The organism is Rhodoferax sp. (assembly GCF_028689295.1).
Taxonomy (GTDB): Bacteria; Pseudomonadota; Gammaproteobacteria; order Burkholderiales; family Burkholderiaceae_C; genus Rhodoferax.
The window spans coordinates 46,795-62,317 of sequence record NZ_JAQTWL010000015.1; the positions used below are offsets into that span (position 1 = coordinate 46,795).

Below are 15,523 nucleotides of genomic sequence, written 5' to 3' on the forward strand. Positions count from 1 at the left end.
GCCAAAAGTTCAGCGCCGGGAGCACTCGTTGGATTATCGGATATCACGCCAGCGTTTTCTCCATTCAGCAAGCACAACCCGGGCATAGCCTTTACGGTAAAACCGCTTGCTGATGGCACGGCCAAGAATGACTGGCGGCACCCGCGCTGCCAGCTGAAACCGGGCACGCTCCTGGCGCATGGCAGGCAGTTGTTTGAAGGCGTCCCGGTACAGCGCCAACACGACGCCTGGCCGCCCGGACAGGCTGTGTCTTGCGACGGTCAACAGGTGCGACAACAGCAACCAGAAGGCGTGGCCGATCAGGAGCGAGGTGGGCATATATTTCCAGTGCATCCATATGGCGTTGCGCAGACCGTGGTAAGCGATGAAGGTGTTGTGCCTTGCGCGGCTGCTGGCCTGGCCTTCGTGCAGCGCCACCAGTTGGTCAACGTAAGCAGGTTGGTAGCCCAGCAGATTGGCGCGAATCACCAGGTCGGTGTCTTCGCAATAGCAGAAAAACCGTTCGTCAAAATAGTAGCCGGTGGTGGCCCTGATGTCTTGCAAAAAGGCGCGCGTCATCAGGCAGCAGCCGCCGGTGGGTCCGAGGTAGGGGTCTTGCGTGTCTTTGCGGTCGGCCGGCATCAGGCTGGCATAAAGGGAAATGCCCAGGGTGTCCACTTCGTCCGGCTTGTCGAGCTGGTGCATGCGGCCGCCTGACATGCCGATCTGGTTCCCGGTGGACGCCAGGGCATCCCGCAGCAGATGGACCAATTCGGGTTGCGCCACGGCATCGTTGTTCAGCAGGCCGATGTAATGGCAGCCGGGGGTGGCAAGCAAGCGGTCGATCAGAAAATTGCTGCCCGCGGCAAAACCCAGATTGCGGCTGCTGCGAAAAAGTTGGATGTGGCTGTGATCGGCTTGCTGCAGCCCATGCGCCAGGATTTCAAAGTCGGTTGCCGAGGAGGCGTTGTCGAGCACCAAAATCCATGCCGGGGGCTCGGCGCACCGGGTCAACGACGCGACGCATCTCAGCGTTTGGCTGGCCGTGTTGTAGTTGATGACGGTATAGCCCACATCGTGGGACCCTGTTGCCGGCCGGGCTGCCGACAGATCGCAAGCAAGTTCCGGCGGGCTGGTCATGCAGGTTTTTCACCTGGACTGCAAGGTGGGCAAGCCGGTTTGGGTGCCATTGGCCAGTGCGCCAGGCAGATCAGGGTAGTGGTGAGCATGTAGCGCGCCACGCTGAACCAGGAGTCAAAAATGCGGGAGCGGCCCACCTGACGCAAGCTCATGTTGACTGGCACTTCGGTGATGCGCAAGCCGGCTTTTTGCAGGATGATGATGACGCCGATGTCCTGATAGTCGAGCAAGGTGGCTTCGCTGGCTGCCAGTGTGGCAATGGCCCTGCGGTTGTAGTAGCGAAAACCCGAGGTGAGGTCGTGCAGGTGAATGCCACCCAGCAGCCGAAACCAGCGCCAGGCCAGGCGTCGCAGCCGGCTGGCGCGCTCGGTGTGTGCACCGATGACCACATCGGCCTGCTCTGCCCCCGCCACCAGGACCGGTATTTCGGCCACCTCGTGTTGTCCGTCGGCGTCCATCGTGATGACCGCCCGGTAGCCATGGGCGTGGGCGTAGCGTATGCCCATCTGCATGCCGCCCCAGGCGCCCAGGGGCAATAAAGGGCGCGTCACGCTGGCGCCAGCCTGTCTGGCCAGGGCGCCCGTGCCGTCGCCGCTGTGGTCGTCAACCACCAGCACGTGCTTCCAGCCGGTTTGCAGCAAACTGCTGACCACCGCGCCAATGGTGGCGGCCTCGTCGCGCGCGGGTATGACGACCAAAATGGCGTCCTGGCTGGTTTCCGGGCGGGATTCGTTTTGCGACACAAAGTATTCAGTGGCCAGTGCGTTTGAGCAGCCCGTCATGGAAAACCGCTCGTGCAAGGCGCGCTGGCCGTCGGCGCCCCAGCGGGCCAATTGCCCGGGCTGGTCAGCCAGCGCTTGCAAAGCCTGCCGCCATGCCTTGACGTCACCCACCGGCAGGTGGCACAACCCGGCGCCGCTGGAGGACACCAGCCAGGACATGCCGGAGCCAGGCAGGTCGCTCACAATGCAGGGCTTGGCATGCGCCATGGCTTCGAGCAGCACCACGCCAAAGGCCTCGGTGCGCTCGCAGGAGGCCAGGCAGAACGCGTCGCAACTGGCCAGCAGCTGGTGTTTGCGGGCCTCGCTGACCTCGCCGATGAGTTGCACATTGGGTTGGCCACCCGACGGCGTGCCCGCCTGGACCATGTCCTGCAAACTCGCCATGTTTTCACCTTGCCCGGCAATCACCAACTGCAGGCCGGGAACGCCGCTGACGGCCCGGATGAGGGTGTCGAACCCCTTGTAATGGGCCAGTCGTCCCAGAGACAGCAGCCTGAGCCGGCCAGACTGCCAGGGCAATGCAGCATCGTCAGGCGCAGGCAATTCAGGCCGGATACCCAGTGGCACCACCACGCATTTGTGTTGCCAGTGCTGCAAGGGCTCGCTGGCATACAGGTAGGGTAGCGACGTGACAATGATGCGCTCAGCACGCTCCAACACGGCTTGCTCGAATGGCCGGTAGAGCGTGTAGGCCAATCGCAAAGCCAGGTGTTCGCTGGAGACCACCACGTCTGAGTGCCAGTGCACCACCCACGGTATTTTGTGCGCGCCCATCAGGGTCAAGGCCCAAAAGGCCGACACATTGGGCATGTGCAAGTGCAGCACCTGGGGCTTGAGGCGGCGTATGGCGTGCTTGAGCGCCGCCCGAAAACCGAGCGCGATGGGCGTGTAGATCAGATTGAGTTGCACCGGCACGCGGCATAACCAGGTCGGATCTTGCGGCAAGGGGTCGCCGTGCACCAAGGCATGGCTGTCGATACCCTGCTCTCGCTGGGTAAGTACCAAATCTGCCAGAAACGACTCCATGCCACCCCGGTAGGGAGGAAAGAATTTGCCGATATGGAGGATGCGCAGCGCCATCGTTCAATGCTAACTGAGTTTCCGGCCTGCCCGGCACAGGGGATAATCCGGCACCATGCCGCAACTCGATTCTTCGCCTCACATTTACCAACGCGCCGTCAGCGGTGACAGCCAGGATTCCTTGTCCATCATCGCCAGTCTGATTGAGCCGGGTCAGACCCTGCTCGATCTGGGTATGGGAACCGGCGGTTTGGGGCAATACCTGAGTCAACGCCATGCAATCGTGGCCGATGGTGTCACCCTGAACCCGGCTGAGGCGGAAATCGCCAGCACCTGGTATCGCAAAGCCCTGGTGGCCGACCTGGACCACGATAATTTGACCGCCCTTTTTGGCGATCAGCGATACGACTGCATTGTCTGTGCCGATGTGCTGGAGCACCTCAAGGCGCCTGCCAATGTACTGGCGCAATGTCAGGCGCTGCTCAAGCCCGGTGGGCGGCTGATCACGTCAGTGCCCAACGCGGGTTATTGCGGGCTGATCGCAGAACTCATCCTGGGCGATTTTCGTTACCGGCCGGAGGGGCTGCTCGACAATACCCATCTGCGCTTTTTCACCCGCAGGTCCCTGCAACGGTTCTTTGACGAGAATGGCTGGGGCACGCTGTCCGTCAACATCACTCAGCGCAGCCTTCTGGCATCGGAGTTCAAGGTGGCTTTTGACAGCCTGCCGCCCGCTGTGGCGCGTCACTTGCTGGCCACACCTGACGCGCTGACCTACCAATTTATTTCTGTTTTACAGCCCGCCGACCTGGCCATGCCAACCCTGGTCGGGTCATCAGCAGGCGGGCACGCCGAAAGCGCGGCCTCAGAGCCTGCCAGCGCCCTTTATTCCGCTGAAATCTATTTGGCAACCCAGGGGCATTTCAACGAGTGCACCAAACTCGTTGCGCCCGGGCGCATTGGTGACCCTCGGCAAACTTTGCTCTATGAGATACCAGCCGCTCCCGAGCCCTATACCCATGTCCGTTTTGACCCGGCAGACCGTCCCGGCTTTTTCCGGCTGCACCATCTAAAGCTCAGTTTGCCCGACGGCCAGAGCTTGTGGCAATGGCAAGCCGGGCAAGACGCCCTGGCAGTGCTGGCCAATGCGCATCAGCAACAAATTTTGATCTCATCACCATGGGAAACGTCGGCTGGGGCACTGTTATTGCTGCACGGAGACGACCCCTGGCTGGAGCTTCCTCTTGACGACGCGGTGCTCCAGCAAATTGGCCAAAACGGTGCCCAGTTGGAGGTCTGCGCCGGCTGGCCCATGTCGGCCGATTATTTGCAGGCCAGCGCAACCATCAACACCTTGCAAACCAGTCAGCAACAGTTTATGGCCTACCTGCAGAAAGACCTTGATGAGCTCAGGCATCAAAAATCCCGGATTGACAGCCTCGGACTGGTCCTTCAAGAAGTGAGAAACGAAAAGCAGCAGCTGATCGGCGAGCTGCGATCGAGCCAAAGTGAGCGCAGCTTCCTCCAGGAACAGTTGACACAGCTTAGCGTGCACTTGCATGGCATTGAACAATCCACCCTGTTTCGCGCCACGCGACCTCTGGTCCAAATCAAAATGCGACTCGATGGCCTGATGGGGCGAACTTTGCACCAAAATTTAATGCGACAAACCCACGTTATTACGCAGCCGCAACCCCGACCAGAGCACCCGGTTGACATCATCGTGCCGATTTACCGCGGACTGGAAGACACCCGCTGCTGCCTGGAATCGGTGCTTGCTGCGCCATGCCACACCAGCTGGCGATTGATCGTCATCAATGACTGCAGCCCTGAACCCGAAGTGGCCGAATGGCTGCGCGTGTTTGCCCGGCGCGACTTGCGAATTGTGCTGCTGGAAAATCCTGAAAATCTTGGCTTTGTCGCCAGCGTCAACCGCGGCATGGCACTGAGCGATGACAACGACGTGATGCTGCTCAACAGCGACACCGAAGTCGCCAACGACTGGCTGGACCGCATTCAGCGCGCCGCTTACAGCCGCCAGCGCGTGGCCAGTGTTTCCCCGTTTTCCAACAACGCCACCATCTGCAGCTACCCCCGCTTTTGCCAGGCCAGCGAAATGCCCGGCGGTCAGGACACCGCCAGCCTGGACCGTTTGTTTGCCCAATACCTTGCCGGCCAGACTGTCGAAGTGCCCACCACCGTGGGGTTTTGCATGTACATCCGGCGTCAGTGCTTGCGTGAAACCGGTCTTTTCGATGTGGAAAATTTTGGCAAGGGTTACGGCGAAGAAAACGACTTTTGCGTGCGCGCGCACAAAACCGGCTGGGTCCATTTGCATACCCTCGACACGTTTGTGCGCCATGCCGGGGGTATCAGTTTTGGTCAATCCAAGAGTACCCGTGAACTTCAGGCCATGGAGACCTTGGGCCGACTGCATCCCCGCTACGAGAGCGACGTGCACACCTACGTGCAAAGCGACCCGACGCGCCCGGCAAGACTGCTGATTGACATTGCCCGCATCATTGCCTGTGAGCGTCCGGTCATACTTAACGTCATCCACAACCGTGAAGGCGGCACGCTGCGTCACATCCAGGAACTGGCGCAACATTTCGGCGCCCAAGCCACGTTCCTGAGCCTCACACCTGCCCCTGAAGGGGTAAAACTGCGGATCGAAGGCCCGCAAGAGGGTTTTGCCTTGCATTTTGCTTTGCCTCGCCAAGGGGGCGATTTGCGACAGACCCTGCGCCAGCTCCAGGTGGGCCACATCCACTACCATCATCTGTTGGGTTATGCGCCCGACATCACTGAATTGCCAATCCAACTCGGCATCACCCACGACTTCACCGCGCACGACTACTACAGCTACTGCCCGCAGATTTCCCTGACCGACCATACCGACCGCTACTGCGGAGAGCTTGGCCTTCAACAATGCCGACCGTGCCTCAAGCGCAACCCCGCCCCCGATGGGGAAAGTATCGAGAGCTGGCGTGCTCGCCACGCGCAGCTGCTCAGCCAGGCACGCTACGTCATTGCCCCAAGCGCCGATGCTGCACAGCGGCTGCAATGCTTTGTGCCAACTGCCCGCATTCAGGTGGTACCCCATGCCACGCTCGCGGAAAAACCAGTGGTGTACCCGCTACCCAAGCCGCGTCAACTGAACAGCAATGAGCCTTTGAAAATTGTTGTTCTCGGCGCACTCAGCAAGATCAAGGGGGCGGACATATTGGAAGAGGTGGCTTTGCTGGCCGCGCGGGAAAACGCCTTGGTCGAATTTCACCTGCTCGGCTTCGCCTACCGCAGCCTGCACACCCAGTCCAAAGCCAGACTCACCGTGCACGGCGGCTACGAAGAAAAAGACTTGCCCCTGTTGTTGCAATGGTTGCGACCCGACGTCGTGTGGTTTCCCGCCGTATGGCCAGAGACTTACAGCTACACACTCAGCGCCAGCCTGGAGAGCGGTCTGCCTGTCGTCGCCCCCAACATCGGCGCATTTGCAGAACGCCTGCAAAACCGCGACTGGACCTGGCTGTGCGACTGGCAACTGAGCGCCAACCAGTGGCTCGAATTCTTTAGCCAGATCAGGCAACAGCACTTTTGCCGGGCGGTCGGACCAGGACCTATTCCTGAGTTGGGCCACGATGCCATCGAGGGGACATCGTTTACTTATCGCAGCAGTTACCTGCAATCCTTACCAAGGCCCCTGACACCCGATGCGCAGGAAATGGGCCGAATCCAACGGAATATCTTCAATTACCTGCAGTACCCAAGTAACGGTAGCGGCCCCTCCACGGTACTCAAGACGTCCTCCTTGCGCGCGCTGATGCGTTTGCGCATTCATCCAGCGCTCTCGTTTCTGGCAAGACTCATTCCAATGCATCAGCAAAGGCGGATCAAAACCTGGCTTGGCAAATAAAGACCTCCTCGACTCGGACCCATGCAAATGAAACACACTCATCAAAGCCCTCTTCAGGCACGTGCCAATAACTTGTGTAATAGCCCAGCCTTTCGTGACGTGATTGCGCGGCACATGGGCGTGCCCTTACAAAATTCCATGGCGACACCACTGAACCTGACGATTCACCCGAATGATCAAATGTTGGACCATTCACTCAGGCACTTTGGTCAAGCCGGTCCAGCCGTGAGTCAATATTTTGGTGTGGCGCTTGAGCAATATCGGGCTGCGGATCAGATATTGAAGACTTTCTTTCCCGATCTGACTCACGTCGCCATTCTTGATTTCGCATGCGGGTATGGACGGATGCTCAGGTTCCTCGCTCACGCCATTCCTCCCACTCAGATATGGGCGTCTGATATTCAGCGAGATGCTGTCGATTTTGTTTCAACGCAGTTTGCTGTGCATGGAGTGTATTCAGAGGCTGATCCTTCAAAATTTGCTCCCGAAAGAAAATTCGACTTTATCTGGGTTGCTTCGCTGTTCTCGCATTTACCCGCCTCGCTATTTGATGACTGGCTTGCAAGACTATCTGCATTATTGACCAATGACGGTGTACTGTGCTTCAGCGTGCATGATGAATGCCTGTTGCCAAACGAACGGGCAATGCCAAAGAACGGCATCTTATTTGTTCCAGAAAGTGAAAACTCCGAGCTTGACCGTCACGCCTATGGCACCACGCACGTCAGTGAATTTTTTGTTCGTCAAGCCATTGAACGTGCTTTCGGAAAATCACATCCCTACTTCCGGATCAAGCGTGGACTGGCTTATCAACAAGATATCTACGTTGTTGCAAAAAATCCATTGCGAAGCATGTCGGCGCTCGACATTTTCCGCTGGGGACCTTGGGGCTGGGTCGATGTGCGTCGAATTCTCGAAGGCGGGGCACTGCAACTCTCTGGTTGGGCGACGTCGTTCGATGAGGGCGGGATTGATCGCGTATTTATCTCGTTCGATGGGCAAGCACATGAATGCCAAACCGTTGTCGAACGCAGGGATGTAGAAGCTGTCTTTCAGGACACACGGCTGAGGTGGAGCGGGTGGGAGTTGACACAGGCCAGGAAAGTTGGTGGCAACATCCCCTTTGTTGAAGTAAGTGCGCAGGCACACAATGGCGAAAGGGCATTGCTCTATGCTGGCCCAATGATCGAAACCAACGACCGTACATGAATTTGAAGAACTTCAATTCAGCTCAGTCAAAACGATCCCTTTCGCTGGATGCAGTTCGTGGCTTTGCCATTTTGATGGTTATTGTTTTCCATTTTTCTGAATTCGGTTTACTTCCCGCCTTATCTTCTCCTTTCTCAGCAGTGCCGTTTTTCGGCATGTTCGGCGTCGATCTATTTTATGTCTTAAGTGGCTTCTTCATCACCAAGGCCATATTAAGTCCGCTAACATGGAAGCCAAGTGCATTTTTAATGTCCAGATTTACGAGAATATATCCTGCTTATTTATTCTCAATAATGTTCTTTGTTATTTTCAATATATCTGGTGGAAATAGTCTTGATCCACAGTATATTGCTAACATTTTGCTTCATTTTTTCATGTTGCATAATTTATTTCCAGGTGTCGGTGGTTCAATCAATGGAACCTATTGGACCCTGGGGGTTGAATTTCCCTATTATTTTCTTATGCTGGCAATCGGTTATTTTATTAGAGAGCAAAAATATTTCTGGATTATCTCTATTGCCATGCTTTTGGTCTGCCTGGTATGGCGCGCTGCGGTGTTTCAAATCGTGCCGACCGACATGGGACGCTTTTTTGCGGCAACCCAGTTGCCGGGCGCATTGGATGCCTTTGCTTTGGGCGGTGCTGCGGCGGCCATCACACGGCACGGGAAATTTGACGAAATCTCCCAACAATGGCGCTGGCCAATATTTACGCTTGGGTTGGCTTTAACCCTGTTGAATTTTTATTACGTGGTACATCATGCAGGCCATTACTGGTCTCACGCATGGACGGCCATCTTGTGGCGAACAAGCCTGGAAGCTGGATTTGCGGTCTTGATCGTCGCCTGTGCAGGAATGAAGTACAGCCCGATGCTTCATTATTCCGGCTTGCCATGGCTCGGAAAGATCAGCTTCAGTCTCTATATTTATCACCTGTTCCCCGCCGTTTTAATCAAGAAGTTTATTCCGGAACTTGATTGGCAATGGAAGCTTTCGCTTGGTGCTGCGGTGGCTTTGTCGCTGAGCTGGGCGAGTTGGCGCTTCATCGAGGCCCGTTTTCACCCAACAGGGGGCTTGACCTCCAAATAATCAGGTGCCAGGTCATTCTGATAACGCTCCACCATCTGCATATAAGCGGCTTCCAGGTGCCGGGTGAACAGCCGGGTGTCAAACAGTGAGGTGGTCAGGAGATTGCGTTGCAGCTTTTCCTTGATGGCTTTGAACCGCATCGGTTGGGTCGCCAGTGCGATGGCAAGTGCTTCATAAGCCTCCTGGGTTGATGTGATGAGTTCGGGCAAACCCATGGCGGTGAGCAAACTCGCAGCCACCCGGCTGGCAAAGGTTTCCCCAACGCAAGTTAACACGGGCAAGCCCGCGCACAGCGCATCACTGGCCGTGGTGTGAGCGTTGTAGGGGAGCGTGTCGATAAACAAGTCGGCTGCGCGCAGGCGGGACAGGTGTTCTGGCAGCAGCCGCATGTGTTTGGCAAACACCAGCCGCTCGGCAGCCACGCCTCTGAGCCGCGCCTGCTGGCGCAAGTTGTCAAGCGCGCCGGGAGTGCCGTCAAAAAGCCAGAGCACGCTGCCGTCCACCCGTTGCAGGATACGCATCCAGCCATCGAAGGTGGCGGGCGTGATTTTGAAGCTGTTGTTGAAGCAGCAAAACACAAAGCCCGTCGCTGGCAGCCCCAACTCCTGGCGGCTGAATACCCGGTCAGCAAGCTTGCGCTTGTCATCGTTGACCTGGTAGCTGTGGGGCAGATAGGCAATTTTTTCTGAGTAGCCGGCCTGGCTGGCCTCGGGTATCAGCGTTGGGTCCGCAATCAGGTAGTCCATGTAGTCTGCGCCCAGAGTGCCAGGATAACCCAGGTAGCTGACTTGCAGGGGTGCCGCGCGGTAAGAAAAAATACCAAGCCTGTGCCCCTGCGTGAAGCCCGAGAGATCAACCGCTATATCGATCTGAAGACGCCTCGCCAGCTGGGCGACCTCTTGGTCCGTGTGAGCGCGGACATCGATGAACTGGTCGAATGCTGCGGCAATGCGTTGGCGCATTTCATCGTTTGATTCTGGCCCGAAAGAAAAGGCAAACAGCTCAAACCGGTCTTTGTCGTGCTTCTCAAACAAACCGGCTGTCAAGTAGCCCATGGCATGGATGCGAAAGTCAGCCGAAAAATAACCAAGGCGAATTTTCTTTTGTCTGGGGCGTTTCGGGATCACGCCCAGTTCTTGATGGGCTGGATGATTCTCTTTCACATACAGCTCTGCCACTTTGCGCTGCAAGGTCAACGATGACGATACCGCCAGAACCTGAAATGGCGCTGTCACCGGTTCGTTGCGTTGCGCCCGCGCTGCCAACTCCGACACATCGTCGGAGGCATTGCGCCAATCGCAAATTCTGATCTTTGAATACAGTTTCTCGCCACTGACGTACGCGTAATCGGGTTCGATGGCGATAGCTCTGTCAAAGCTGTCAATCGCCTCCTGATAGCGTTGCAAGGCATTCAGGGCCAGGCCCCGGTTGTAATGAAAGGCGGCATGATCAAAGCTGATGGCGATCGCTTTATCGTAGCTGTCAATGGCGGCCTGGTGCATTTTGCAGGCGTTCAAGGCCAATCCCCGGTTGTTGTATGTCCCGGCGATGTCAGGCCTTAAAGCAATCGCCTTGTCAAAGCTGTCAATGGCGGCCTGATGCTGCAATAGCTGGTACAACGCGATGCCATGGTTAAAGTGCAGCTCCGCCGAACCCGGACTGATGGCAATGGCCTTGCGAAAACTGTCAACGGCCTCCTGGTGCAGTTTCAATTGACAGAAAGCGTGACCGCGTCCGGCGTGAGTTGCCGCGAAGTCTGGCTTGACCTCAATGGCTTTGCCGAACCATTCAACCGCCCGGGCAGGATCATTTTTTTGTCCAGCCAGCACACCCAACAAGTGCAAGGCCTCGAAGTGCCCGGGCATCAGTTGGAGCACCTGTTGGTAAATTGCGTGTGCCTGCGCCAATTGTCCCTTGCGATGCAGCAGCAAACCCTCGTTGAATTTTTCATCCAGGTGGGTGAGCTCGGAAATATCGCGTGGCATCGGAGGGCTGGGTTGCATGGCAGGATTTTATTGTCAACAGGTTTGCAGGCGATGCCGGAGTTGGCGCGGGTTTGCCTTTAGACTTGACGCATCCATAGCCAAGCATGCCCACTGAATGATGAGCCCCTTTTCAAACGCCGAAACCTATGTTGCCCAGCTCAAGAACATAGAGCAGCAAATCAACCAAAACCAATTGCAGGAAGCCGCCCGGCAGCTGAATTTTCTGGCCGGGACCAACCCGGGCGATCCGCGCCTTTTTTTGCTGGGTTCGCGTCTGGCCGAAGCCGCGCATAACCCGGCGGGCATGCTTGAGGCCGCGCGCCAGGCGCATCAGCTCGCGCCGGGGTGGCCCATTGCCACCATCCACCTCGCCGAGGTGCTGTCCGGCCGGGGTGATGCCGATGAGGCCATGTCAATGGCCTCGCTGGCCGTTGAACAAGGCTCTGCGCAAGCCCCCATCGACCCGGAACTGTTGATCAAGGCCGCCGCCATCGCGCGCCGCGCCAGTCAGCCCCAAACCGCATTGCAGTGGCTGCAGCAGGCCCAGGAATTCAGGCCCACTGACACCCGCATTCGCTTCCAGATCGGACTCAACCTGGCCAGCAGCGGTGCGCCCGGGCGTGCCATTGAAATTTTTACAGCGTTGCTGGAACAGCAGCCCGGCAATCAGGTCCTGCTGCGCGAACGCCTGCGCGCCTGCCTCAGCGCGCGTCAAACCGACCAGGCGATTCATGATGGCGAGGCCCTGGTCGCGATGGAACCCAGCAACGAGGTTTACCAGTTCTTGCTGGACATTGCTCTTGGCAAGACCCCAAAAACCCAACCAGGCGCCATCATCACCGGCCTGTTTGACGGCTACGCAGCGCATTTTGACCACAGTCTGGTGGTTCAGTTGCAATATAAATTGCCCCGCGACGTCGCCCAGAAAATCATCGAGTGGTACCCGGACCGCAAGGTTGACGTGCTCGACCTGGGCTGTGGCACGGGTCTGCTGGGCGCCTGCCTTGGTCCGGTCAATGGTGCCCTGATTGGCGTTGATCTGTCACAGCAAATGATAGATCAGGCGGCGGTGCACCAGGTTTACCACCGCTTCCACCGTGTCAATATTCTGGACGCGCTTGCAGCCACACCGGCAGATCATTACGACGTCATCACCGCCCTCGACGTTTTTATCTACGTCGGTGAACTCGATACGGCCATCCCCAATGCCTGTCGCATCCTGACCGATGGCGGGCGTTTTGTCTTCTCATGCGAGGCCGGGGCTGGCGATCAGGCTGACTACACCCTGCAAAGCACCCTTCGTTACACGCATCAGCGCAGCTACGTGCAGCGCCTGCTGCAAGAAGCCGGTTTCGCCGACATTGACATGAATGACCTGGTGTTGCGCCACGAGGCAGGCGAGCCGGTGCCCGGGTTTTTGGTGACCGCGCGCAAGCCGCTCAAAGCGGCCGAAAAAAGCGCTCGGAAATCCCCCAAAAATGCCAAGCCGGTGCGTCCTGCGCAATAAGCTGCTCCAGTTCACCAAAAACCCTGGCGGCCAATGCATCGATCGTGGTCGGAACGCCAATCGGCTTGATGTGCAAAAAACGTTGGCCATTGGCGGTATTCAGGCCGGTCACATAGATCACTACCGGCACTTGGCTGTCAACTGCCAGGCGCAACAAGCCGCGCGGCACGCGGGCCTGCATCCCCAGCAGCGCAATGGGCAGACTGGCCTTGACCTCATCGGCCGGCACATCGACCACCCCCAGCAATGAATGTCCGTCGCGCAAAGCCCGGATGACCTGCTTCAGATGCAGCGCCACATCGATGGTGGGGGAACCCAGGGTGCGGGCCACATGCGCATTGCGCGAACGGGCATACCAGGACATGACGCTTCGACCCTGATATGTATGGGTGTCCAATGATGCAACCAGCGCGTGCGGCCGCAAGCCCTGGGCAGCGGCATGGCGCAAGCCCCAATAACCGGCACCCCAGTGAAACGTCAGCAACATGACTCCTTGCCGAGGCGCAGGCCAGGCGCCCTGCACCTGCAAGTGCCGGCGCATCCAGGCGTCGCCGCGCCAAAGACCCAGATAGTGGTCGGCGTGGTCCACCAGGGTCACCAGCCGTCGGCCCCAAAGCCAGTGCGCCTCATCGACGCCGGCCCAACCCCGGCTACGCGCTTGTGCCAACGCTGCTTCACACGGCTCCCGATACAGCCAGCGCCAACGGGCGAGCCGCTTAAAAACATAAAAACACCAACGCCAGGGCAAGACCGCAGCCAGACCGGGGAGCAAAACGAGCTCCAGCAAATCGCGCCATTCGGCACGCCAACGCGACAGCCCTGGGGCAGGATTCAGCGCCATCGGTGCGGCAAATGAACCAGCCCCGGGGTCAGGCTGGGGCTGACCCACTGGAACTGGATAAAGTTTTTCCATTCATCGTAAACCACCAACCCCTGCGCGTCGAAGAGGTAAAAGCTCAGGCAATACTGCCCGGAATGGAGTGGCAATTGCGGAAAAGTCAAGTACACCTGCCACGTCGTCCATCCCTCCTCGCTCGCAATCGCCGTCAGCGTTACGCCATCCGCGTGCGTGGCAACCGAGCAAATTCCAACCCCTTGATACTGTTCCAGCATCACGCCGACACTGGGCACTTCGGTGCTCAACGAAACCGCCTGCACGCTGATGACCAGATCGGGCTCGGTTAATCTGGCTGCCGAATCAAGGCTTGCGCCATCGTGCAAGCCACTCACTGCGGCTGCCAACAAACCGGCACGCCTGCCCGTTGCCATGCAATTTTGCACCGCCTGGGTCGCAGACAGTGCAGACGTCGCACGAGGGTTTTCAGCGCGGGCGGGCACATCAGGCTGGTCCTGCAGGCGCACATGCAACTCGTAGTCGGCCAGCACGGCGTCCGCGTCACCCAGTCCCATTGCCTGCCCATGATCCAGCCACAACACCTTGTCACACAACTGCCGCACGTGGTACAGACTGTGCGAGCAAAACAAAATGGTGCAGCCGTTCGCCCGAAACGCTTCAATGCGCTGCACGCACTTCTTTTGGAAGTGCTGATCGCCCACGGACAAGGCCTCGTCGATGATCAGCAGCTCGGGCTGCACTGCCGTGACCAAGGCAAAGGCCAGACGCACCACCATGCCCGAAGAATAGGTTTTGACCGGTCGGTCAATCGCCTCCCCCAACTCCGAGAAAGCGATGATGTCATCGGTGAGGCGTTGCATTTCCTCGCGCGCGATGCCGATGAAGCTGCCGCCAAAGAGCAAATTGTCGCGCCCGGTAAAGTCCGGGTGAAAACCCGCCCCGAGCTCAAGAATGGCGGTCACGCGCCCGATCCGCTGCACTTGCCCATGCGAGGGTTGCAGCGTGCCCGCCAGCAACTTGAGCAAGGTACTTTTGCCAGCGCCGTTGTCGCCCACCACGCCCAGGCACTGGCCACGCTGCAGCTCAAAACTTACGTCCCTCAAGGCCCAATGGGGCTGCGACCGGTCGGCCCAGCCCAGCAAGGCCAGCAAACGTTGATGCGGCGAGGCATACAAACGGTAACGCTTGCCCAGCCCCTGCACTTGCAATACCGCCTGGCTCATAACCAGTCCACCAATTCATCGCGGCTGCGCCGAATCAAAACATTGAGCAGCAAGGCCAGCGCCAGCAGCCAGCCGGCAAGCACCAGCCATAATTCCCAGGGTGGCCAGGCACCCGATAACAACACCGATTGATAACCCAGCACCAGCGCCGTCATGGGGTTGGCAAATAACACCCATCGCCACGCCTGCGGAAACAGACTCAGGGGAAACAACACCGGCGACAGAAAGATGCCTACCGACAGCGCAAACCCCAGCACCTGCTGTGTGTCCCGCACGGCGGCAGTCAAAATAGCCAGCCCATACGCCAGCAACAAGACCAGCAAGCCCTGCAGCAGCAGCAAAAGGGGAATGGCCAGCAGGGCCCAGCCAAGACCGGCCACAGACAAATAGCCCAGGGTGAGCAACACCATCAGCGGCACAAAGACCACCCAGCCGGCAAGCACGCTGCGTGCCACAAACAGCACGGGTGGCAGGGCATTCTTTTGCAACAAACTGCCCGCTTCCACCAGACTGTTGGCACCACGTGAAAGCGATTCCGCAAACGACAGCCAGGGCAGCGAACCCACCACCAGGTAAGTGCCTACCCGACTGGTGGGCGCGTTGTCACCCATGCGCATGGCAAACACCACGTCGAATACCAGAAAATACGCCGCCACCATCAACAGGGGTTGCAGGTAAGCCCACAGAACCCCGGCTGCCGAGCCGGCAAAGCGGGACGAAAGCTCGCGCCGCGTCAACACCAGCAACAGCTCTCTGTTGCGCCACAAGGTGAGTGCGTCGTGCCCCAAGCTCATGCGCGTTTCTGCCCGCTTGCTGGCATC

General features: G+C 58.2%; 10 protein-coding genes. 4 read left to right on the forward strand and 6 right to left on the reverse strand.

Annotation, left to right across the window (positions count from 1 at the left end):
- Nucleotides 1-33: 33 nt before the first annotated feature.
- Nucleotides 34-1,119: a glycosyltransferase family 2 protein gene (locus PHF15_RS12745; protein WP_300121596.1), complete on the reverse strand. Its 1,086-nt coding sequence runs from the start codon at nt 1,117-1,119 to the stop codon at nt 34-36.
- Complete coding sequence (locus PHF15_RS12750; RefSeq protein ID WP_300121598.1) at nt 1,116-2,981, reverse strand: glycosyltransferase; 1,866 nt, start codon at nt 2,979-2,981, stop codon at nt 1,116-1,118. The genes PHF15_RS12745 and PHF15_RS12750 overlap by 4 nt, the downstream gene beginning before the upstream one ends.
- Before the next feature lie 55 nt (nt 2,982-3,036).
- On the opposite strand from PHF15_RS12750, the gene PHF15_RS12755 reads away from it, so the two are divergent.
- Genes PHF15_RS12755 through PHF15_RS12765 form a run of 3 tightly spaced genes read left to right on the forward strand, consistent with a single transcriptional unit; the run spans nt 3,037 to nt 9,131 of the window.
- The gene (locus PHF15_RS12755) at nt 3,037-6,834 is read left to right on the forward strand and encodes a methyltransferase domain-containing protein (protein WP_300121599.1); all 3,798 of its coding nucleotides are present in this window, start codon (nt 3,037-3,039) and stop codon (nt 6,832-6,834) included.
- A gap of 21 nt (nt 6,835-6,855) precedes the next feature.
- Nucleotides 6,856-8,043 carry a class I SAM-dependent methyltransferase gene (locus PHF15_RS12760; protein WP_300121600.1) on the forward strand — a complete coding sequence of 396 codons (1,188 nt, stop codon included), beginning with the start codon at nt 6,856-6,858 and terminating at the stop codon, nt 8,041-8,043.
- The gene (locus tag PHF15_RS12765) at nt 8,040-9,131 is read left to right on the forward strand and encodes an acyltransferase (protein WP_300121602.1); all 1,092 of its coding nucleotides are present in this window, start codon (nt 8,040-8,042) and stop codon (nt 9,129-9,131) included. The genes PHF15_RS12760 and PHF15_RS12765 overlap by 4 nt, the downstream gene beginning before the upstream one ends.
- On the opposite strand, the gene PHF15_RS12770 is transcribed toward PHF15_RS12765, so the two are convergent.
- Nucleotides 9,101-11,134 carry a tetratricopeptide repeat protein gene (locus tag PHF15_RS12770; RefSeq protein ID WP_300121603.1) on the reverse strand — a complete coding sequence of 678 codons (2,034 nt, stop codon included), beginning with the start codon at nt 11,132-11,134 and terminating at the stop codon, nt 9,101-9,103. The genes PHF15_RS12765 and PHF15_RS12770 overlap by 31 nt on opposite strands.
- A gap of 100 nt (nt 11,135-11,234) precedes the next feature.
- Between PHF15_RS12770 and PHF15_RS12775 the strand changes: the two genes are divergently transcribed.
- Entirely contained in the window at nt 11,235-12,623 is a 1,389-nt protein-coding gene (locus tag PHF15_RS12775) for a methyltransferase domain-containing protein (RefSeq protein ID WP_300121604.1), read from the forward strand.
- Here PHF15_RS12775 and PHF15_RS12780 read toward each other — a convergent pair.
- The 3 genes from PHF15_RS12780 to PHF15_RS12790 are packed head-to-tail and all read right to left on the reverse strand — an operon-like array spanning nt 12,556 to nt 15,496.
- A complete protein-coding gene (locus PHF15_RS12780) occupies nt 12,556-13,464 on the reverse strand; it encodes a hypothetical protein (RefSeq protein ID WP_300121605.1) in 909 nt (302 codons plus the stop codon). The two genes, PHF15_RS12775 and PHF15_RS12780, sit on opposite strands and share 68 nt — an antisense overlap.
- Nucleotides 13,455-14,702, reverse strand: coding sequence for an ABC transporter ATP-binding protein (locus tag PHF15_RS12785; RefSeq protein ID WP_300121607.1), 1,248 nt, complete (start codon nt 14,700-14,702; stop codon nt 13,455-13,457). The genes PHF15_RS12780 and PHF15_RS12785 overlap by 10 nt, the downstream gene beginning before the upstream one ends.
- A complete protein-coding gene (locus tag PHF15_RS12790; RefSeq protein WP_300121608.1) occupies nt 14,699-15,496 on the reverse strand; it encodes an ABC transporter permease in 798 nt (265 codons plus the stop codon). Before PHF15_RS12790 ends, PHF15_RS12785 begins: the two co-directional genes overlap by 4 nt.
- Nucleotides 15,497-15,523 lie beyond the last annotated feature (27 nt).